General features: G+C 58.3%; 16 protein-coding genes. 10 read left to right on the forward strand and 6 right to left on the reverse strand.

Translation table 11 applies throughout. From position 1 onward, the window contains the following. Positions 1–9 precede the first annotated feature (9 nt). The 5 genes from SIK69_RS00375 to SIK69_RS00395 all read left to right on the forward strand — a co-directional run bounded on the left by SIK69_RS00375 (position 10) and on the right by SIK69_RS00395 (position 6,156). On the forward strand, positions 10–1,143 hold the full coding sequence (locus SIK69_RS00375) for an amidohydrolase/deacetylase family metallohydrolase (RefSeq protein WP_319785139.1): 1,134 nt from the start codon (positions 10–12) through the stop codon (positions 1,141–1,143). Beyond that, positions 1,127–2,245 carry a DgaE family pyridoxal phosphate-dependent ammonia lyase gene (locus SIK69_RS00380; RefSeq protein WP_319628381.1) on the forward strand — a complete coding sequence of 373 codons (1,119 nt, stop codon included), beginning with the start codon at positions 1,127–1,129 and terminating at the stop codon, positions 2,243–2,245. The genes SIK69_RS00375 and SIK69_RS00380 overlap by 17 nt, the downstream gene beginning before the upstream one ends. Beyond that, positions 2,242–2,982, forward strand: a complete 741-nt coding sequence (gene dagF, locus SIK69_RS00385; RefSeq protein ID WP_319785140.1) for a 2-dehydro-3-deoxy-phosphogluconate aldolase — start codon at positions 2,242–2,244, stop codon at positions 2,980–2,982. The genes SIK69_RS00380 and dagF overlap by 4 nt, the downstream gene beginning before the upstream one ends. A gap of 63 nt (positions 2,983–3,045) precedes the next feature. After that, positions 3,046–4,197, forward strand: a complete 1,152-nt coding sequence (locus SIK69_RS00390; RefSeq protein WP_319785141.1) for a lactonase family protein — start codon at positions 3,046–3,048, stop codon at positions 4,195–4,197. 48 nt (positions 4,198–4,245) lie between these two features. Continuing rightward, positions 4,246–6,156: a BglG family transcription antiterminator gene (locus tag SIK69_RS00395; protein WP_319785142.1), complete on the forward strand. Its 1,911-nt coding sequence runs from the start codon at positions 4,246–4,248 to the stop codon at positions 6,154–6,156. Positions 6,157–6,160: 4 nt separating this feature from the next. On the opposite strand, the gene nrdG is transcribed toward SIK69_RS00395, so the two are convergent. The 3 genes from nrdG to SIK69_RS00410 form a co-directional block, all read right to left on the reverse strand. Beyond that, entirely contained in the window at positions 6,161–6,625 is a 465-nt protein-coding gene (gene nrdG / locus SIK69_RS00400) for an anaerobic ribonucleoside-triphosphate reductase-activating protein (RefSeq protein ID WP_319628377.1), read from the reverse strand. After that, positions 6,625–8,763 (reverse strand): anaerobic ribonucleoside-triphosphate reductase, encoded by a 2,139-nt coding sequence (nrdD, locus tag SIK69_RS00405; protein ID WP_319785143.1) that lies wholly within the window; start codon positions 8,761–8,763, stop codon positions 6,625–6,627. Before nrdD ends, nrdG begins: the two co-directional genes overlap by 1 nt. A 228-nt stretch (positions 8,764–8,991) precedes the next feature. Then, positions 8,992–9,735 carry a MurR/RpiR family transcriptional regulator gene (locus SIK69_RS00410; RefSeq protein WP_319628375.1) on the reverse strand — a complete coding sequence of 248 codons (744 nt, stop codon included), beginning with the start codon at positions 9,733–9,735 and terminating at the stop codon, positions 8,992–8,994. 257 nt (positions 9,736–9,992) lie between these two features. Between SIK69_RS00410 and SIK69_RS00415 the strand changes: the two genes are divergently transcribed. The 3 genes from SIK69_RS00415 to celB all read left to right on the forward strand — a co-directional run bounded on the left by SIK69_RS00415 (position 9,993) and on the right by celB (position 13,079). Continuing rightward, on the forward strand, positions 9,993–10,301 hold the full coding sequence (locus SIK69_RS00415) for a PTS sugar transporter subunit IIB (RefSeq protein ID WP_319628374.1): 309 nt from the start codon (positions 9,993–9,995) through the stop codon (positions 10,299–10,301). Between the two features lie 81 nt (positions 10,302–10,382). After that, the gene (locus tag SIK69_RS00420; protein ID WP_319785144.1) at positions 10,383–11,690 is read left to right on the forward strand and encodes a 6-phospho-beta-glucosidase; all 1,308 of its coding nucleotides are present in this window, start codon (positions 10,383–10,385) and stop codon (positions 11,688–11,690) included. Between the two features lie 36 nt (positions 11,691–11,726). Beyond that, entirely contained in the window at positions 11,727–13,079 is a 1,353-nt protein-coding gene (celB, locus tag SIK69_RS00425) for a PTS cellobiose transporter subunit IIC (protein ID WP_319628372.1), read from the forward strand. A 62-nt stretch (positions 13,080–13,141) separates the two neighbouring features. Here the strand turns inward: celB and treC are convergent, their stop codons facing one another. The 3 genes from treC to treR form a co-directional block, all read right to left on the reverse strand. Then, positions 13,142–14,797 carry an alpha,alpha-phosphotrehalase gene (gene treC, locus SIK69_RS00430; RefSeq protein ID WP_319628371.1) on the reverse strand — a complete coding sequence of 552 codons (1,656 nt, stop codon included), beginning with the start codon at positions 14,795–14,797 and terminating at the stop codon, positions 13,142–13,144. A gap of 51 nt (positions 14,798–14,848) precedes the next feature. Further along, positions 14,849–16,267, reverse strand: coding sequence for a PTS trehalose transporter subunit IIBC (gene treB / locus SIK69_RS00435; protein ID WP_319628370.1), 1,419 nt, complete (start codon positions 16,265–16,267; stop codon positions 14,849–14,851). 128 nt (positions 16,268–16,395) lie between these two features. Then, complete coding sequence (gene treR, locus SIK69_RS00440) at positions 16,396–17,343, reverse strand: trehalose operon repressor TreR (RefSeq protein ID WP_319785146.1); 948 nt, start codon at positions 17,341–17,343, stop codon at positions 16,396–16,398. Positions 17,344–17,529: 186 nt separating this feature from the next. Between treR and mgtL the strand changes: the two genes are divergently transcribed. Together mgtL and mgtA are read left to right on the forward strand one after the other, a co-directional pair. Then, on the forward strand, positions 17,530–17,583 hold the full coding sequence (gene mgtL / locus SIK69_RS22885) for a mgtA regulatory leader peptide MgtL (RefSeq protein ID WP_374941337.1): 54 nt from the start codon (positions 17,530–17,532) through the stop codon (positions 17,581–17,583). A gap of 153 nt (positions 17,584–17,736) precedes the next feature. Continuing rightward, the gene (gene mgtA / locus SIK69_RS00445; protein WP_319785147.1) at positions 17,737–20,445 is read left to right on the forward strand and encodes a magnesium-translocating P-type ATPase; all 2,709 of its coding nucleotides are present in this window, start codon (positions 17,737–17,739) and stop codon (positions 20,443–20,445) included. Positions 20,446–20,561: the final 116 nt, after the last annotated feature.

The raw sequence follows: 20,561 nt of genomic DNA on the forward strand, positions 1-20,561 counted from the left end.
GAGAAAACGATGTTTGATTTACTGCTTAAGCGTGCGCGACTGGTTGACGATACCGTCACCGATATCGCCATTCAGGACGGTAAAATTGCCGCGCTGGGCGACATTGACGCAGAGGCGACGAAAGTCGTCTCGCTCAACAGCGAGTGCTACGTCAGCGCAGGCTGGATTGATTTACACGTTCACTGCTACCCGAAATCGCCGATTTACCACGACCAGCCGGACAGCGTCGGCGTGTCGACGGGCGTCACCACCGTTATCGACGCAGGGAGCACCGGGGCGGACGATGTGGATACCTTCCACGAACTGACCCGCGCCTGTGCTACCGACGTGTATGCGCTGCTGAACATCTCTCGCGTGGGGTTAATCGCGCAGAACGAACTGGCGAATATGGCCAACATCGACGCGGACGCGGCGGCGGCGGCTATCCAGCGCCACCCGGATTTCATCGTCGGCCTGAAGGCGCGCATGAGCAGCAGCGTGGTCGGTGAAAACGGCATCACCCCGCTGGAAAAAGCCAAACAGATCCAGACCGCCAACGGCGACCTGCCGCTGATGGTCCACATCGGCAATAACCCGCCGAACCTCGATGAAATCACCGAGCTGTTGACCTCCGGCGACATCATTACCCACTGCTATAACGGCAAACCGAATCGCATCCTGACGCCTGCGGGCGAGCTGCGGGCCTCGGTGTCCGGTGCCCTGAAGCGCGGAATCAAGCTTGATGTCGGCCACGGCACCGCCAGCTTTAGCTTTGAGGTGGCGAAACAGGCGATTGCGATGGGCATTCTGCCGCACACCATCAGCTCTGATATTTACTGCCGCAACCGCATCGACGGGCCTGTACATTCCCTGGCGCGGGTGATGGCGAAATTCCTCGCTATCGGCATGACGCTGGCACAGGTTATCGACTGCGTAACCGCCAACGCTGCAGAGGCGATGCGCCTCAAGCACAAAGGCCAACTGGCGGTGGGCTTCGACGCCGACCTGACCGTATTTACCCTGAAACACCAGCCAGTGACGCTGGTGGATGCTGAAAACAACGCTCTGCAGGCGGACCTGGATCTGGTGCCGCTGGCCGCGATCCGCGCGGGCAAGGGCTATATGACCGAACAAGGGAGTGCAGAACATGTCTTCGATTTATGAGAAATACCAGCTTAAACAAGTGATTAACGCTTCTGGCCGCATGACGGCGCTTGGCGTGTCGACTCCACGCCCGGAAGTGGTTGACGCAGTGCTGACCGGCATGAATCACTACTTCGAAATGAAAGACCTGGTCAACAAGACCGGGGAATACATTGCCAGACTGCTCGAAGTCGAAGGCGCAACGGTGGTGTCCTGTGCCTCTGCCGGGATCGCGCAGTCCGTTGCCGCAGTGTTGGTGAAAGACAGCGACTGGCTGCTGGAAAACCTGCACAGCACCGCGATTGAGAACAACGAAATCGTGCTGCCGCGCGGACACAACGTCAACTTTGGCGCTCCGGTTAGCACCATGATCGCCCTCGGCGGCGGCAAAATGGTCGAAGCTGGCTACGCCAACGAATGTTCAGCCGATCAGCTGGCGGCGGCGATTTCCCCGCGTACGGCGGCGATTATGTACATCAAATCCCATCACTGCGTGCAGAAGAGCATGCTCAGCGTCGAGCAGGCGGTGGTGGTGGCGCGTAAGCACAACCTGCCACTGATCGTCGATGCGGCTGCCGAAGAAGATTTGCAGTGCTACTACCGGGCGGGGGCAGACCTCGTCATCTACAGCGGGGCGAAGGCCATCGAAGGGCCGACCAGCGGCCTGGTTATCGGTAAAACCCAGTACGTTGAATGGGTGAAACGCCAGACGGCGGGCATTGGCCGGGCGATGAAAGTCGGCAAAGAAGGCATTCTCGGCCTGACCTGTGCCATCGAACATTACCTGACGGCACAGAAAGAGAGCGGGGCGCAGATGGTCGAAAAAATGACGCCGTTTATCGCCGCCCTGAACGCCCTCAACGGGGTGACCTCCCGCGTGGTATGGGATGCCGCCGGACGCGACATCGCCCGTACCGAAATCAAATTTGATGAGGCCGTAACCGGTATCGCCACTGGCGAACTGGTTGCCGAGCTGAAAAAAGGCGAATACGCCATCTACTTCCGGGGCTACAAAGCCAACGAAGGCATTATCGAAGCCGATGTGCGCAGCGTGAACGCGGCGCAGCTGGAGATCGTCGCCAGCCGTATCGCAGAAGTGCTGACCAAGGAGAAAAACGCATGAAACTGAGCCCGAATTTTTACCGGGACCGTGTCTGTCTGAATGTTCTGGCCGGATCGAAAGCTAACGCCAGCGAGGTTTACGAGGCCGCTGAAGGTCATGTGCTGGTGGGCGTGCTCTCCAAAAATTATCCTGATGTGGCAAGCGCGGTGGCCGATATGCGCGAATACGCGGCGCTGATTGATAACGCGCTGTCAGTCGGCTTGGGCGCGGGTGATCCGAACCAGTCCGAAATGGTGAGCCTGATTTCCCGTGAGGTGCAGCCGCAGCACGTGAACCAGGTCTTCACCGGGGTGGCCAGCAGCCGCGCGTTGCTCGGACAGAACGAGACGGTCGTTAACGGTCTGGTATCGCCCACCGGTACGCCGGGGAGGGTCAAAATCTCCACCGGCCCGCTGAGTAGCAAAGCGCCGGACGGCATTGTGCCAGTAGAGACCGCGATTGCCCTGCTGAAAGATATGGGTTGTAGCTCAATCAAATACTTCCCGATGGGCGGCCTGAAGAGTCGCGATGAATATCAGGTGGTCGCCGAAGCCTGCGCCCGGCACGATTTCTGGCTGGAGCCCACCGGCGGGATCGATCTGGAGAACTACAGCGAAATCCTGAAGATCGCCCTTGATGCGGGGGTGAAGAAAGTGATCCCGCATATCTACAGCTCGATTATCGACAAGGAAAGTGGCAATACGCGTCCTGACGATATTCGCACCTTGCTGGAGATGACCAAAAGGCTGGTAGGGTAATGCCCCCCGCCCCTCTCCCAGGCGAGAGGGGCAAATTCATATACTGACCGTCAAGGAGTTCCCATGCTGTCCGCACGCCATCTGCTTGTCGCTTCACTCTCACTGCTCGCGACCGCCGCCCACGCTCAGGCGCAGTTTGCCTGGGTTGGCACCTACAATCCGAACGGCGAAGGTCTGTACCGTTTCACGGTGGATCCGACCACTGGCGACCTGCATGACAAAACGCTGGTCAGCTCGCTGCCCAACGCCGCGCAGTTGACCGTTTCCCGTGATGGCAAAACGCTGTATGCCGCCAGTGAAGCGGAGAAAGGCGTGGTGCAGGCGTGGAGGATTGCCGCCGACGGCAGCCTGACGGAACTGAATCAGGTTTCTTCTGGTGGGGCAGGGCCGGTGTATCTGTCGCTGACGCCGAACGGGCGACACCTGCTGGTGGCGAACTATATCAGCGGTACGATTGCGGTGCTGCCGGTGAAGGATGACGGCAGCCTGAGCGAAGCCTCGGATACCCATCAGGATCAGGGCCCGGCGGGAGCCGGGAAACCGGAAGCCGCGGCGAAAGGCAGTTTCGCCATCAGCGATCATAACGGCCCACATGCGCATATGATCGCCGCCGATCCAGAGGGGAAATACGTTTTCTCCACCGATCTGGGGCTGGATCGGATCTATCAATATCAGCTCGATGACGCCACCGGCAAGCTGACGCCAAACACCCCGCCGTTTATTGCTGCGTCGTCTAAAGGCGCGGGGCCGCGTCACTTCGTGTTCACCCCAAAAGGCGATGGGCTATGGTTAATCAACGAAGAAGCCTCGACGCTGACCCATTATTCGCTCGACAAGACCACGGGCACCCTGACCGAAGGGAAAACCGTGTCGTCGCTGCCGAAAGGGTATCAAGGCACCAATTTTGCCGCCGGACTGGTCCTCAGTCAGGATGGAAAACAGCTGTACGTTGCCAATCGTTTGCATAACAGCATCGCACACTTTACGGTATCCGCTGACGGGGAACTTATTCACCAGGATGATATCTGGACCCGTGGCGACTACCCGCGCACCCTGACTCTCGATAGCAAAGGGCAGTGGTTGTACGTGATGAATCAGCGCAGTGACAACATCACCCGCTTCAAGGTTGCGCCGCACAGCGGAAAACTGACCTTCGAGCCGGGCTATATCGCCATCGGCAGCCCATCGCAAATGGTGATATCACCGAAACAGTAAGCAGGACCACGGGCGCTTTGCGTCCGTTTTGAACAAGAGGGCACCCGAGTGCGATTCCCGAATCAACGCTTAGCGCAACTGTTTGAAATGTTGCAAAACGAAACGCTGCCGCAGGATGAACTCGCCCAGCGGTTGTCCGTTTCCACGCGTACCGTTCGGGCCGATATCACCGCACTCAATGCGCTGCTGGCCCAGCACGGGGCGCAGTTTATTCTCAGCCGTGGCTACGGGTATCAGCTGCGGGTGGACGATCCAACGCTGTTTCAGTCGGTGCAGGATACCCGGCCGCGCACGCTCCGTATTCCGCGCACCGGCAGCGAGCGGGTGCATTATTTGATGGTTCGCTTCCTGACCTCGGCGTTCTCGCTGAAGCTGGAAGATTTAGCCGATGAATGGTTCATCAGCCGGGCGACGTTGCAGGGTGATATGGCCGAAGTTCGCGAAGGACTGGCGCGTTATCAGCTGACCCTGGAAACCCGACCGCGACACGGGGTGAAGCTGTTCGGCAGCGAAATGTCGATCCGCGCCTGTCTGACGGACCTGCTCTGGCAGCTGGCCCAGCAGGACAGCGCCAATCCGCTGCTCAGCCAGGAAGCCCTGAATGCGGGCGTGCCGGAACAGCTGGCTGGCGTATTGCAGGACGTCTTTAACCGCTGGCACATTCGCCTGACCGATGAAGGCGAACTGTTTGTGCGCCTGTACTGCGCGGTGGCGGTCCGTCGCGTGAGCGAAGGTTACCCGCTGCCGGAATTTAGCGCCGAAGACGTAACCGACGACGTGCGTCATGCCGCGCGCGACATCGCGGCGGCGATTCAACAGCTGGCGGGCAAAACGCTGGCGGCATCGGAAGAAAACTGGTTGCGGGTGCATATCGCCGCCCGTCAGGTGCAGGACATTGCCCCCAGCCAGATTAACGCCGACGATGACGAAGCGCTGGTGAACTACATCCTCCAGTACATTAATAATCACTATAACTACAACCTGCTCAGCGACGCGCAGCTACACGCCGACCTGCTGACCCACATCAAAACGATGATCACCCGGGTGCGCTACCAGATTATGATCCCCAATCCGCTGCTGGATAACATCAAGCAGCACTATCCGATGGCGTGGGATATGACCCTGGCGGCGGTCTCCGGCTGGAGCAAATACACCCCGTGGACCATCAGCGAAAACGAAATGGGTTTCCTGGTGCTGCACATCGGCGTCGGGCTGGAGCGTCACTACAACATTGGCTATCAGCGCCAGCCGCGCGTGCTGCTGGTGTGCGACGCCGGGAATGCGATGGTGCGTATGATTGAAGCGGTGCTGCAACGTAAGTATGCGCAGCTCGAAATGACCGAAACCATCACCCTGCGCGAGTACGAACAGCGGGACAGCATCAGCGAAGATTTTGTGGTGTCGACGGTGCGTATCGCCGAAAAAGATAAGCCGGTGGTGGTAATGTCGCCGTTCCCGACGGACTACCAGTTAGAGCAAATTGGCAAGCTGGTGCTGGTGGATCGAACCCGGCCCTGGATGCTGGAGAAGTTCTTCGATGCCCGCCACTTCCGCATTATCAACGCGCCGGTTGACCGTCAGACGCTGTTTGCCGAGCTGTGCGAGCAGCTGCGTGAGGAAGGGTTTGTCGATAGTGAGTTTGTCGATTCGGTGGTTGAGCGTGAAGCCATTGTCAGCACCATGCTCGGTGACGGCATCGCGCTCCCGCACGCCTTAGGCCTGATGGCCAAGAAAACCGTGGTGTACACCGTTCTGGCCCCCCAGGGCATTGCCTGGGGAGACGAAACCGCGCATGTGATTTTCCTGCTGGCGATCAGCAAAAGCGAATACGAAGAAGCGATGGCGATTTACGATATTTTCGTCACCTTCCTGCGTGAACGGGCGATGACCCGGCTGTGTACCTGTCAGAACTTCAGCGAATTCAAAAGCGTGGCGATGGAGTGCGTCAGCCGCTTCTGACCGGCTAGCGCAGGTGATGGACCACCTGATTGCTGCTGCCGCGCCAGATAAGCGCCGGATCTTTCAGGTCCTGCACAAACTTGCCATCGACCAGGACGTTGATCCGATCAACCACTTCCCGCTGTTCCGCGCTTAGCTCTTCCAGTTTATAGCCGGTCCAGACCCAGATATCTTTCCCCGGGCATTCGGCCCGAATACGTTTCACCAGCCGCAGGATCTCCGGCACGTTTTGCGGATGCAGCGGATCGCCACCTGACAACGAAATTCCCTGCCGTTTGACCCGGGTGTCGTTCAGATCGGCGATGATCCTGTCGGCCATTGCATCGGTAAACGGCAGCCCGGAATTTAGCCGCCAGGTGCTTTTGTTATAGCACCCGGGGCATTCATGCACGCAGCCGGAGACGAACAAGGTGCAGCGGGTGCCAGGCCCGTTGACGATGTCGACCGGATAATACTGGTGATAACGCATTAGCCTAACTGTCCGTTCCCGAGGTGTTTCACGCGGCGTTTCACTTCTTCCTGCTTACCGGCGTTAAACGGACGGGCATCCGGGCTGCCTAAATAGCCGCACACGCGGCGGGTCACCGAGACGCGAGCCGCGTCGTGGTTGCCGCATTTCGGGCAGGTGAAGCCTTTGCTGGTGCATTCAAACTCACCGGTGAAGCCGCACTCGTAGCACTCGTCGATCGGGGTGTTGGTGCCGTAATACGGCACGTGCTGATAGCTGTAATCCCACACGTCTTCCAGCGCCTTGAGGTTGTGCTGGATGTTCGGGTATTCACCGTAGCAAATGAAGCCGCCGTTAGCGATCGGCGGGTATGCCGCTTCGAAATCAATCTTATCGTACGGGTTAACTTTCTTCTCGACGTCGAGGTGGAAGCTGTTGGTGTAATAGCCTTTGTCGGTCACGCCTTCCACCAGACCGAATTCGGCGGTATCGAGGCGGCAGAAGCGGTCGCACAGGTTTTCACTCGGGGTGCTGTACAGGCTGAAGCCGTAGCCGGTTTCGTCTTTCCACCGATCGACCGCATCACGCAGACGCTGCACGATGGCAACGCCTTTGGCACGCAGGGCCTCGCTGTCGTACATGTGCGCATCGCCAAACAGCGCATTGATGGTTTCGTGAATGCCGATGTAACCCAGTGAAATCGACGCGCGACCGTCTTTGAAAATTTCAGACACGTCGTCGTCCGCTTTGAGACGCACGCCGCAGGCACCTTCCATATACAGGATAGGGGCCACCCGCGCTTTGACGCCTTCGAGACGGGCGATGCGAGTCATCAGCGCTTTCCGCGCGAGCTGCAAACGCTCATCCAGCAGGGTCCAGAACGCGGCTTCGTCGCCTTTGGCTTCCAGCGCAATGCGCGGCAGGTTGAGGCTGATCACACCGATATTGTTGCGGCCTTCATGCACCTGCTCGCCGTTCTCGTTTTCCCACACGCCGAGGAAGCTGCGACATCCCATCGGGGTTTTGAACGAACCGGTGACGTTCACCACCTGATCGTAGTTGAGGATATCCGGGTACATGCGCTTGCTTGCACACTCCAGCGCCAGCTGTTTGATGTCGTAGTTCGCGTCGCCAGGTTTGTGGTTCAGGCCGTCGCGGATAGCAAATACCAGCTTCGGGAATACCGCGGTTTTACGGTTTTTACCCAGTCCGGCAATGCGGTTACGCAGAATCGACTGCTGGATCATCCGCGATTCCCAACTGGTGCCGAGACCAAAACCGAAGGTCACGAACGGGGTCTGGCCGTTAGCGGTGTGCAGCGTGTTCACTTCATATTCCAGCGACTGGAACGCGTCGTAGCACTCTTTTTCGGTGCGGGAGTGGGCGTAACCGTCGGCATCCGGGATCTGCCACTCTTGCGCCGTCCGACGGTGTTTCTCAAAGCTGGCGGTGACGAACGGGGCCAGCACTTCATCGATACGGTTGATGGTGGTGCCGCCATAGATATGGCTTGCCACCTGGGCGATGATCTGCGCGGTCACGGCAGTGGCGGTGGAGATGGATTTTGGCGGCTCGATTTCCGCGTTCCCCATCTTGAAGCCCTGGGTCAACATGCCTTTCAGGTCGATAAGCATGCAGTTGAACATCGGGAAGAACGGCGAATAGTCGAGGTCGTGGTAATGGATTTCACCGCGCTCGTGCGCCTGCACCACGTCGTACGGCAGCAAATGCTGACGGGCATAGTGCTTGGCGACGATGCCCGCCAGCAGGTCGCGCTGGGTCGGGATCACTTTACTGTCTTTGTTGGCATTCTCGTTGAGCAGCGCCGAGTTGGTCTGCTCCACCAGGCCACGAATTTCCTGATTCAGGCGGCCACGCTTTTCACGCTGGACGTCCCGGTCGTGGCGGTACTCGATATAGGCGCGCGCCAACTGTTTGTAGGGACCGGACATCAGCTGGTTTTCGACCGCGGTCTGGATTTCGTTGATATCCACGCGCTCGCGGCCCTGCATCTGGGCGCTGACGATATCTGCGACGGTGGCGCAATAATCTGCGTCATCGACTCCCGCTGCGTTAGCCGCACGCAGGATAGCTTCCTGGATGCGTGCTGAGTTGAAAGGCGCTTTACAGCCGTCTCTTTTCATCACATGCGGTGTCATGATCACTCCATCGTTTAATACAATATATAGGGTCAGCATGCATTTTAGGTTCTATATGTAGTGCTATGCATTAAACATGTTTGCAATTTTTTTGATTCAGAACAAAGTAAAAATGGGACAGCGCAGCAGATGGGCAGTTCTGCTTAATTAGAAATTTCTGAGAGTTTGAGGTGGGTAAAAAAGCAGCGAAATCAGATGTTCACAGCGCCCTCTGCGCTGTGATGTCGATCACGCGATGAGGGTGTCGTTGAGCAAATCGACCAGCATCAGCAGCGCGTAACGTGCGGCCTGGGGCGAGGGGGCGATGGGCAATACCTCGGCGGCCATATTGCTCAGGGCATGATCGCGCGGCGTGAGGGCGAAAATCGCCGCGCCCTGCATTCGGGCCTGCAAGGTGGCGCTTTGCAGCAGGTTGTCAGCCGGACCGGTGGCGAGGACCAACAGGAGGTGATCGTCGCTGAGCGTGCTGGCAATCATTCGCATCAGGTTGCCATCCTGGCAAAGATTGAGGGCGATCCCGAGCGGCAGGAGCTGATGCTGTAACAGTGTCGCAAGCGGCACATCCTGCTCGCCGAGGGCAAAACAGTGTACCGCGCGGGCGGTTTGCAGCCGGGCTTTCAGCTTCTCGACCGCCCCTTCGCTGGTGTGCTGTAGCTGATGGGTCAGCGTCAGATTAATTACGTCGAAACGGTCTCGCCAGGTGGACGGCAGAGCCGGGCTATTGCCCGATACCCAGGTGGAACGCCGTTCGCTGGCCTGCGCCAGCTGTTTACGCAGGTCGCGAATATCATCGCAGCCCACCGAACGGGCAAAGCGGGTGATGGTCGCCGGGCTGACGCCTGCTTTCGCCGCCAGTTCATCAATCGACGCGCTGGCGGTAAAGCTCATGTTTTCCAGAATAAACGTCGCGACGCGAGATTCCTGAGTGCTAAAACGACTCATCCCATTCTGTAGTTGACCCACGATATCCATCGGCTTTTGTCCTTTGCGCGCTGTCACGGTTTGAAAATATTTTTCACTTATGGATAGGTCTTTTTATACCACCAATTTGCGATGGTGCCTACGTTTTGGCAGGTTATCTCGTCAACACTCGCGTAAGTTATGATGAAAAATTGAGCCTTGATCACATCCATGAAAATAAATTTCATATAGCCTGCTTCATTACATAATCTTAACAATATAGACATGCGTGTCGTTATTGGCCGTATGAATGACTGAAGGGGAATCTCATGCAACGAATCGTTTTATGCTGTGCCGCCGGAATGTCGACCAGCATGCTGGTCAACAAAATGAAAGCCGAAGCCCAGCTGCGCGCGCTGGATTTGGATATCTACGCCGTCCCCGTCGCTGAGTTTGAACGTGAACTGCCGGGAGCCGACGTGGTGCTGCTTGGCCCGCAGGTCAAATATGAAATTACCCGTCTCGCCGCCATCGCTGAGCCGCAGGGCAAGGCCGTGGCGGTGATCGACATGGCCGACTATGGCCTGATGCGCGGTGCGGCGGTGCTCGACAAAGCCCTGGCCCTGATCGCTTCCTGATTTTCCTTTTACGCTGACCGGCACATCCGCGTGGCGTTCGCGTTCACGCGTGGGCTTCCCTGTGCCGAAAACGAGGTCATCATGACATCCTTAAAAATCGCCGTCATCGGCGGCGGCAGTAGCTACACCCCGGAACTGATTGAAGGGATTATTCTGCGCTACGAGCAGCTTCCGGTCACCGAGCTGGCGCTGGTGGACGTCGAGTCGGGCCGCGAAAAGGTCGAGATCATTGCCGGGCTGACCCGGCGAATGCTGAAACATAAAGGGCTTGAACACGTCCAGGTGAGCGTGCACTTCACGCTGGATGCTGCCATTCGCGGGGCTAACTTTGTGCTGACCCAGCTGCGCGTCGGCCAACTGGCGGCGCGGGCGCAGGACGAGCGCTTAGGGCTGAAATACCATTTGCTCGGTCAGGAGACCACCGGCGTGGGCGGGTTCGCCAAAGCGCTGCGTACTATTCCGGTGATCCTCGAGGTGGCGCGCAAGGTCGAAGAACTGGCCCCGGATGCCTTTATCCTCAACTTCACCAACCCGGCGGGGATCGTGACCGAAGCGGTGAGCCGTTACAGCAAGGCGAAAATCATCGGCCTGTGCAATGTGCCGATCAATATGCAGCACATGATTGGCAAAATGCTCAACGCCGACGAAGCCACGCTCAATCTGCGCTTTGCCGGGCTGAACCACATGGTATGGATCCACAAAGTGATGCAGGACCGGAAAGACGTCACCGCCGAGGTGATTGAGATGCTGTGCGACGGCAACGCGCTGTCGATGAATAACATCAAAGAGCTGCCGTGGCCTGCGGATTTCCTGCGGGCGTTGAAGGCGATCCCTTGCCCGTATCACCGCTATTTCTGGCTGACGCCCGCGATGCTGGCCGATGAGATTGAGGCGGCGACAAGCAAAGGCACCCGCGCGGAGCAGGTGATGCAGGTTGAGCAGGAGCTGTTCGCGCTGTACGCCGACCCGAATCTGGACCAGAAGCCGGAACAGTTGAGCTTCCGTGGCGGGGCGTACTATTCCGAAGTGGCGGTGGAGTTGATCAACGCCATTCATAACAATCTCGGCAAAGAGATGGTGGTCAACACCCGCAACAACGGCGCTATTCACGGGCTGGATGACGATGCGGTGGTGGAAACCAACAGCATTATCGACGCGCAGGGCGCACGTCCGCTTACGTTTGGCCCGTTGCCTCCGGCGATGAATGGCCTGACCCAGCAGGTGAAAGCCTTCGAGCGCCTGACCATTGAGGCGGCGGTGCATGGCTGCCGGGACAGCGCGCTGCTGGCGTTGGTGACCAATCCGCTGGTGGGCAATGTCACCGACGCCCAGGCGTTACTGGCAGAAGTTTTAACCCTGAATCGTCAGTGGTTACCGCAATTTAACTGAGCTCGGCTCTCTTACGCATAAAGACGGGGTTTCACCATGTCAAAAACTACGCTCATTGAACGCTATGTCATGCCCGTCGCGCTGAAAATCGCCGGGCAAAAGCACGTGCTCTCGGTTCGGGACGGCATCATATTAAATATGCCGTTTATGCTAATTGGCTCATTTTTCCTGATTTTTGCCTACCTGCCGGTGCCGGGTTATGCCGACATGATGAGCCATCTGTTCGGCGACGTCTGGCGCGATAAGATGCTCTATCCGGTGAAGGCGACCTACGACATCATGGCGCTGATTTCGAGCTTCGGCATTGCTTACCGTCTGGCGGAAAAGTATCGCACGCTGGACCCGCTCACCGCCGGGGCGATGTCGCTGGTGGCGTTCGTGATGACCATCCCGCAGAATACGCTGTTCACCCCGGTACACGGGGCGGCAGAAGTGGTCAAAGGGGTATTACCCATCAGTATGGTGGGCAGCCAGGGGCTGTTCGTGGCGATTGTGATTTCGCTGCTTTCCACTGAAATTTACCGCTTTGTCGCCAGCCGTAATCTGGTTATCCGCATGCCGGACGGCGTGCCGCCAGCGGTGGCGAAATCGTTCCTCGCGCTGGTGCCGGGGTTCTGCGTGCTGGCGGTAGTGCTGGCCCTGCGCCTGGTGGTGGAAGCCTCGCCGTTCGGTGACATTAACAGCATGATTGCGACTATTATCGGTATTCCGATGCATCATGTCGGCGGCACGCTGCCGGGGATGATTGTGTCGGTGATTTTGATAGGCATTCTGTGGACGCTCGGTCTGCATGGCGACGCCATTGTACTGGTGTTCATTCAGCCGGTGTGGCTGTCGAACATGGCGGAAAACCTGACCGCCTTCCAGAACGGGCAGCCGATTCCGCACATCATCACCCAACAATTCTATGACCTGTGGATTGCCCCGGGCGGGACGGGGGCGCTGTTAGGGCTGGTGATTTTCATGGTGCTGCGCAGCCGCAGTGCGCAGATGAAACAGCTGGGTAAAATCGCCGCCCCGGCCGCGCTGTTTAATATCAGCGAGCCGATGGTGTTTGGCATTCCGCTGGTGATGAACCCGTACTTCTTCCTGCCGTTTATTCTGACCCCGGTACTGCTGGTGATTGTCAGCTACACCGCGATGGCGACCGGGCTGGTGGCACCGCCTGCGGGGATCGCGCTGCCGTTCACCACCCCGATTTTCATCAGTGGCTATCTGGCCACCGGGGGGCATATTTCCGGCACGGTGTTGCAGGCGGTGAACCTCGGGATTTCGCTGGTGATTTACTATCCGTTCTTCCGCGCCTGGGACAAACTTAAAGCCAAAGAGGAACACGCGTCGCAACAGAAAGAAACGGCGGTCACCGCAGAAGCGCCCGGCGGCGCGTAGCTTGCCTGGCCCACAGGTTCGGTAGGCCCGGTAAGCGCAGCGCCACCGGGCGATTTACCGGCTTACTTCTGGATCCACCACACCGCTTCAAACGGGCGCAGGGTCATCGCGCCCGGTTGAGCACCGACGTTCGGGTAGTTGCCGATCGCCACCTCCCACTCGCCGTCGACGGCTTCCGGTTGCCACGGCTGGCTGTCCCGGCTCAGGTTCGCCACCACCAACAGCGTCTGCCCCTGCCATTCACGGCGATAGCACCACAGGAACGGATGCTCCGGCTGTAAATCCTGATAGCTGCCCCAGGTCAGCAGCGGTTCGTTTTTACGCAGGGCGATCAGCCGCTGATAGGTGTAGAACACCGAATCCGCATCTTTCAGCGCCGCCTGGACGTTAACCTCCTGCACATTATCGGCGAGGCTTATCCAGGGTTCTCCGGTGGTAAACCCGGCGTGAGTATCGCGGCTCCACTGCATTGGGGTCCGGCTGTTGTCGCGCGATTTACTGGCCAGGATCGCCAGCAGCTCGTCGGCATCAAAGCCCTGAGCACGCAGTTCGGCGAACATGTTATGGCTTTCGACATCGCGATAATCGGTGATGCGCGAAAAGTGCGGATTGGTCATGCCAATCTCTTCGCCCTGATAGATGTACGGCGTGCCCTGCATCCCATGCAGCACCATTGCCAGCATTTTTGCCGCCGGAACGCGGTATTCACCTTCATCGCCAAAGCGCGACACGATGCGCGGCTGGTCGTGGTTACACCAGAACAGCGCGTTCCACGCCACGTTGTGCATTCCCTGCTGCCAATGGCTGAACAGGGCTTTCAGCGCCACGTAATCCGGTTTGGCGAGGGTCCACTTTTCCCCGCCCGGATAGTCGACCTTGAGATGATGGAAGTTAAAGGTCATCGACAGCTCGCTGCCATCGAGGGAGGCGTACTGCTGGCAGTTATCGAGGGTGGTAGAGGACATTTCGCCCACCGTCATCAGGTCGCGCGGGGTGAACACATCCCGGCTCATCTCTTGCAGAAATTCGTGCACGCGCGGGCCGTCGGTGTAGAAACAGCGCCCGTCGCCGACCGGATCGCTCGGGAAATCCTGGTCTTTAGAAATCAGGTTCACCACGTCGAGGCGCAGGCCATCTACCCCGCGATCGGCCCAGAATTCGCAGACCTTTTTCAATTCGGCGCGAACTTGCGGGTTTTCCCAGTTGAGGTCCGCCTGTTCAGGCGCGAACAGGTGCAGAAAATACTGTTCGCTTTCGGCGTGCCACTGCCAGGCGTTGCCGCCAAACTTGGAGCGCCAGTTATTCGGCAACTCGCCCGATTTCCCGTCGCGCCAGATATAGAACTGACGATACGGGCTGTCCGGGTTGAGCGAGGCCTGGAACCACGGATGCTGCGTCGAGGAGTGGTTCAGCACCATGTCCAGCACGATCCGAATTCCGCGCGACCTGGCTTCTGCCACCAGTTCATCGAAGTCTTCCAGCGTGCCGTAGGCCGGGTCGATGGCGGTGTAATTCGCCACGTCATAGCCGTTATCCACCTGCGGAGAGACATAAAACGGTGTCAGCCAGATTGCATCAATCCCAAGCGTTTTCAGGTAATCCAGACGCAGGGTGACGCCGCGTAAATCGCCGGTGCCGCTGCCGGTGGTGTCCTGGAAACTTTTTGGATAGATCTGGTAGATGACGCCGTTTTGCCACCACTGAGGAAGGTTGTTCATAAGGCTTTCCTGGTCAAAAACAGAAGGGGCGCAAGCGCGCCCCAAAAGAAGTTAAACGATTTGCAGCGTGCCCTGACGGAACTTACGCTGGTACACCACCGTGGTGAGGACAATCGGGATAATCACCGCAATTGCCATCGCCAGGGCATAAACCTGCCAGTAGGTTGGCTGAATGGAGAGGATGCCCGGCAGGCCACCGACGCCGATGCCATTGGCCATCACGCCGCTCAGGCCGCAGAGTAAACCCGCCAGGCCGGAGCCGACCATTGCGCACAGCATTGGGAAACGGTATTTGAGGTTGATGCCGTACATCGCCGGTTCGGTCACGCCGAGGAAGGCGGAAATCGCGGCTGGAACCGAAATCTCACGCTCGTTGTGTTTCTTGCTACAGATAATGATCCCGACCACCGCAGAAGCCTGGGCAATGTTAGACAGCGCAATCAGCGGCCACACCGGCGTCCCGCCCATGCTCTGAATCATCTGCATGTCGATGGCGAGGGTGGTCTGATGCACGCCGGTGATCACCAATGGCGCATACAGGAAGCCGAACAAAGCGGCACCAATCGGCGCGAAGCTGCCGGTCATCAGGTGACGTACCGCATAGGCCACGCCGTCGCCAACCCAGCGGCCAAACGGACCGATAAAGGCATGGGCCAGGAATACTGCGAGGATCAGCGAACACACCGGGACCACCACCAGGTACAGATAATCAGGCACGATCCGCTTCAGGCGCGTTTCAATCATGCCGAGCGCCAGGCCCGCCAGCAGCGCCGGGATCACCTGCGCCTGATAGCCGACTTTCTCAATCGCAAACAGGCCGAAGTTCCAGACCTCCGGGATTTTGCTCCCGAGTTCGTAGGCGTTCATCAGCTGCGGGGAAACCAGCGTCACGCCAAGCACGATGCCGAGGATCGGCGTCCCGCCCATTTTCTTGACCGCAGACCAGCAGATGCCGACCGGCAGATAGAAGAAGATAGCCTCGCCAATCAGCCACAGGAAGTCATACAGGGTTTTCAGGCCGGGATAGATCTGCGCCAGGGTCTGGCCGTTACTCATCGGCACATCGCCGATCACGTTACGGAATCCAAGGATCAGACCGCCACTGATCAGCGCTGGCAGCAGTGGGAAGAAGATTTCCGCGAAGTGCGAGATCATCCGCTCATGCCATTTCATGTTCTGGCGCGCCGCGAGTTTGGCCTGCTCTTTATCTGCCGATGCCTGACCAGTGCTGGCGATCAGCACCTTGTAGTAATCACCGACTTCGGTGCCGATCACCACCTGGAACTGCCCGGCGTTGGTGAAACAGCCTTTGACCATCGGCAATGCTTCGATGGCTTTCGGGTTGGCTTTGGCCGGATCGTTGAGTACAAAACGCAGGCGCGTAATGCAGTGGCTGACGGTGGCGATATTGTCGCGACCGCCGACCAGCTCGATCAGGCTGTCGATATCCTGTTGTTTGACCTTGCTCATCGTGAAGCCTCAAGAAGAGAGTAATGACCTGGACGCAAGCCTATCCGTTTCGCTTATTTTGGAAAATGGGAACGTTCCCGAAATCAGGCGAGGATCACAATAATTCGTTATGAACAGGCAGGAAGGGATCAGGCCAGGGCGGCCGGGATAACCAGCTGCTGCGGCGCGGCGCGACCGTTGATCTGCTCGATCAGCTGGTGCGCAGCCTGACGTCCGGCCTCGCCGTAGCCGGGATCGACGGTGACGATTTCCGGGTGCAGGAACTTCATCAGCGGGGTGTTGCCGACGCTTGCCAGTTGCAGGGTGTCGTTACGCTGTTCCTGAAGATATTTGCTGGCCCCGAGCGCCAGGGTGTCGGTGGCGCACACCAGGGCGGTGGTCTCGGCATGGGTGACGCTGGCCACCGCGTCATAGCCCTGTTTCATCGCCAGGCCGGGGAGGGCGGCAACCGGGTGCAGCTTGTGTTTTTTGCAGAAGGCGAGATATGCATCGTGACGGCGTTTGCCGGTGGTGACATCGCTGTGCGGCACACCGAGATAGCTGATATGGCGGTGGCCTTTATCGTACAGGCGCTGCATCAGCAGGGTGATCGCCCCTTCGTCGTCGTAGCACACCGAGGCAATGCCTTTGGCATCGCGCGCTAGCATCACCAGGGTGTCGCGCCACGGGGTTAACATCGCGTCGGTGATGCCGGTAAAGCCAAACAGCACCACGCCGTCGATATTGCGGCGCTGCAACATCCCGAGGTGCTCGGCGACTTTCTCCGCCGAGAACTGGCTCTCCATCATGATAGGGTCGTAACCCTGTTCATAAAACGCCGGGAGCATGGTCTGCACCGCGAGGTTTTCCGACAGCGAATCCAGACGGCTCATGATAATCGCCACCACTTTATCGCTCTGACCGCGCATCGCGCGCGCCGAACGGGATGGGGAAAAGTCGTGCTGATTCATCACCGCTTCCACCCGTTCACGGGTGCGCTGGCTGACGCCACTTTCGTTATTCAGAACACGAGAGACGGTCGATTTTCCGACGCCGCTTAAGCGTGCAATGTCTTTGATGGTCAGCCGGTTTTGCATCCTTTTTTCCCGTGTCAGCGATGGCGGTGTGATTATAAGCGTAAACGCGCCGAGAAACAGTTCAATGGGTAAAGTCTGGTATACGTTCCGTTTAGGAAACGGGGTCTATGATACTGGCATTGTCGCTACGCAGTGTCATTTTATGCACCGAAAGCGCGTGGCGTTTCTTCACTTACCGGAGGCTGTATGGATCCTGATCCCACTTCCCATCATCGATGGAGCAACATTTTCGTCCGGTAAGCCTGTCTTTGCACTGCCTTGTCGGACGACGCGTGAGGCAGTGACGTCAATTCGTTGAAGTCCCTGTTTAAAAGTTAAGTGCCCTTCAGGCACGCCTTGCTGTGCCTGAAAAAGACTCGCGATCGCCGAACGGTGAGCGCTGAGGGACTTATTATGCTGAAAAACATCACCCGGCAGCTGCTCGACACGCTTAGCCGCCACCTGCCACACCGTCTGGTCAGCCGCGATCCGCTCCCGGACGGCAAAACCCTGGCCGCCACCCCGATCCCGGATTCGTTGAGCACGCAGTGCCTGAACGTTGCGGCGATGGATGAAAACGAAATCTGGCGCGCGTTCAACAGTCACCCGGAAGGGCTGAATGCATCTGAAGTAGAAGACGCCCGCGAACAGCACGGCAGCAACATCATTCCGGCGCAAAAACCGTCGCCGTGGTGGGTGCATTTGTGGCTGTGCTATCGCAATCCGTTCAACCTGCTGCTGACCCTTCTCGGCATCATTTCCTATGCCACGGAAGACCTGTTTGCCGCTGGGGTGATCGCCCTGATGGTTGGGATCTCGACCCTGCTGAACTTCGTGCAGGAAGCGCGATCCACCAAAGCGGCGGATGCGCTGAAGGCGATGGTGAGCAACACCGCCACGGTACTGCGCGTGGTGAACGAGCAGGGGGAAAGCCGTTGGCTGGAGATCCCTATCGATCAGCTGGTGCAGGGCGACATCATTAAACTGTCGGCAGGCGATATGATCCCGGCGGATCTGCGGGTGTTCCAGGCGCGCGATCTGTTCGTGGCGCAGGCGTCGTTGACCGGGGAATCGCTGCCGGTAGAAAAAGTGGCGCGTAGCCGCCATCCGCAGCAAAACAACCCGCTGGAAAGCGATACCCTGTGCTTTATGGGCACCAACGTGGTCAGCGGCTCGGCGCAGGCGATTGTCTTCGCCACCGGCGGCAATACCTGGTTTGGTCAGTTGGCCGGGCGCGTGAGCGAACAGCCAAACGAACAGAATGCGTTCCAGAAAGGCATCAGTCGCGTCAGCATGTTGCTGATCCGTTTTATGCTGGTGATGGCTCCGGTGGTGCTGTTAATTAACGGCTACACCAAAGGCGACTGGTGGGAGGCGGCGCTGTTCGCGCTGTCGGTAGCCGTCGGCCTGACCCCGGAAATGCTGCCGATGATCGTCACCTCGACCCTGGCGCGCGGGGCGGTGAAGCTGTCGAAGCAGAAAGTTATCGTCAAACACCTCGATGCCATTCAGAACTTTGGCGCGATGGATATCCTCTGCACCGACAAAACCGGCACCCTGACGCAGGACAAAATCGTGCTGGAAAACCACACCGATGTGTCCGGAAAAACCAGCGAACGCGTGCTGCACAGCGCCTGGCTCAACAGCCATTATCAAACCGGGCTGAAAAACCTGCTGGATGTCGCGGTGCTGGAAGGCGTGGACCAGGAGTCGGCGCGTAGCCTGTCCAAACGCTGGCAGAAAATCGACGAGATCCCGTTTGATTTCGAACGCCGCCGGATGTCGGTGGTGGTGGCCGAGCACAGCGATGTCTACCTGCTGGTTTGCAAAGGCGCGTTGCAGGAAATTCTCAATGTTTCGACCCAGGTGCGTTACAACGGCGAAATCGTGCCGCTGGATGACACCATGCTGCGTCGTATCAAACGCGTGACCGATACCCTGAACCGTCAGGGCCTGCGGGTGGTGGCGGTGGCGACCAAATACCTGCCTGCCCAGGAAGAGGATTATCAGCGCACAGATGAGTCGGACCTGATCCTCGAAGGCTATATTGCGTTCCTCGATCCGCCGAAAGAAACCACCGCTCCGGCGCTGAAAGCGCTGAAGGCCAGCGGCATCACCGTGAAAATTCTCACCGGGGACAGCGAGCTGGTGGCAGCGAAAGTGTGCTACGAAGTCGGGCTGGATGCGGGGGAGGTGGTGGTCGGCAGCAGCCTTGATGCGATGAGCGACGATGCGCTGGCGGAGCTGGCCAAACGCACCACCTTGTTTGCTCGCCTGACGCCGATGCATAAAGAGCGCATCGTGACCCTGCTGAAACGCGAAGGTCACGTGGTCGGCTTTATGGGCGACGGCATCAACGATGCCCCGGCGTTGCGCGCGGCGGATATCGGGATTTCCGTCGACGGTGCGGTGGATATCGCCCGTGAAGCGGCGGATATTATCCTGCTGGAAAAAAGCCTGATGGTGCTGGAAGAAGGGGTCATTGAAGGCCGCCGTACCTTCGCCAACATGCTGAAATACATCAAAATGACCGCCAGTTCTAACTTCGGTAACGTCTTCAGCGTGTTGGTGGCGAGCGCCTTCCTGCCGTTCCTGCCAATGCTGCCGTTGCACTTACTGATTCAGAACCTGCTGTACGATGTATCCCAGGTGGCGATCCCGTTTGATAACGTCGATGATGAGCAAATCCAGAAACCGCAGCGCTGGAATCCGGCGGATTTGGGACGCTTTATGATTTTCTTCGGCCCTATCAGCTCCATTTTCGACATTCTGACGTTTTGCCTGATGTGGTTTGTGTTCCACGCCAACACCCCTGAGCACCAGACGCTGTTCCAGTCTGGCTGGTTCGTGGTCGGGCTGCTGTCGCAGACGCTGATTGTGCATATGATCCGTACCCGGCGCATTCCGTTCATCCAGAGCCGCGCTGCGTGGCCGCTGATGGTGATGACCCTGGTGGTGATGGCGGTTGGTATCGCGCTGCCGTTCTCGCCGTTGGCGTCGTATCTGTCGTTACAGGCGCTGCCGCTGGCCTACTTCCCGTGGCTGGTGGCCATCCTGGTGGGTTACATGACGTTGACCCAACTGGTGAAAGGCTTCTACGCCCGTCGGTATGGCTGGCAGTAATTTTCCCCTCACTCGACCCTCTCCCCTATAGGGAGAGGGTCGCAGACCGCACTTCACTCTTGACCCTCAAATCGGCGCATGTTACCTCATTGGATTGCCTTTTTTTGGCCCGTCAT

Origin of the sequence: Scandinavium lactucae, assembly GCF_033843265.1 — a bacterium.
GTDB lineage: Bacteria > Pseudomonadota > Gammaproteobacteria > Enterobacterales > Enterobacteriaceae > Scandinavium > Scandinavium lactucae.

Coding starts and splice junctions, on each gene's coding strand:
- mgtA (WP_319785147.1), top strand. CDS start 17,737: ATGCTGAAAAACATCACCCGGCAGCTGCTCGACACGCTTAGCCGCCAC.
- SIK69_RS00420 (WP_319785144.1), top strand. CDS start 10,383: ATGACATCCTTAAAAATCGCCGTCATCGGCGGCGGCAGTAGCTACACC.
- SIK69_RS00415 (WP_319628374.1), top strand. CDS start 9,993: ATGCAACGAATCGTTTTATGCTGTGCCGCCGGAATGTCGACCAGCATG.
- treR (WP_319785146.1), bottom strand. CDS start 17,343: ATGCAAAACCGGCTGACCATCAAAGACATTGCACGCTTAAGCGGCGTC.
- treC (WP_319628371.1), bottom strand. CDS start 14,797: ATGAACAACCTTCCTCAGTGGTGGCAAAACGGCGTCATCTACCAGATC.
- SIK69_RS00390 (WP_319785141.1), top strand. CDS start 3,046: ATGCTGTCCGCACGCCATCTGCTTGTCGCTTCACTCTCACTGCTCGCG.
- nrdG (WP_319628377.1), bottom strand. CDS start 6,625: ATGCGTTATCACCAGTATTATCCGGTCGACATCGTCAACGGGCCTGGC.
- celB (WP_319628372.1), top strand. CDS start 11,727: ATGTCAAAAACTACGCTCATTGAACGCTATGTCATGCCCGTCGCGCTG.
- SIK69_RS00380 (WP_319628381.1), top strand. CDS start 1,127: ATGTCTTCGATTTATGAGAAATACCAGCTTAAACAAGTGATTAACGCT.
- SIK69_RS00375 (WP_319785139.1), top strand. CDS start 10: ATGTTTGATTTACTGCTTAAGCGTGCGCGACTGGTTGACGATACCGTC.
- treB (WP_319628370.1), bottom strand. CDS start 16,267: ATGAGCAAGGTCAAACAACAGGATATCGACAGCCTGATCGAGCTGGTC.
- SIK69_RS00410 (WP_319628375.1), bottom strand. CDS start 9,735: ATGGATATCGTGGGTCAACTACAGAATGGGATGAGTCGTTTTAGCACT.
- dagF (WP_319785140.1), top strand. CDS start 2,242: ATGAAACTGAGCCCGAATTTTTACCGGGACCGTGTCTGTCTGAATGTT.
- nrdD (WP_319785143.1), bottom strand. CDS start 8,763: ATGACACCGCATGTGATGAAAAGAGACGGCTGTAAAGCGCCTTTCAAC.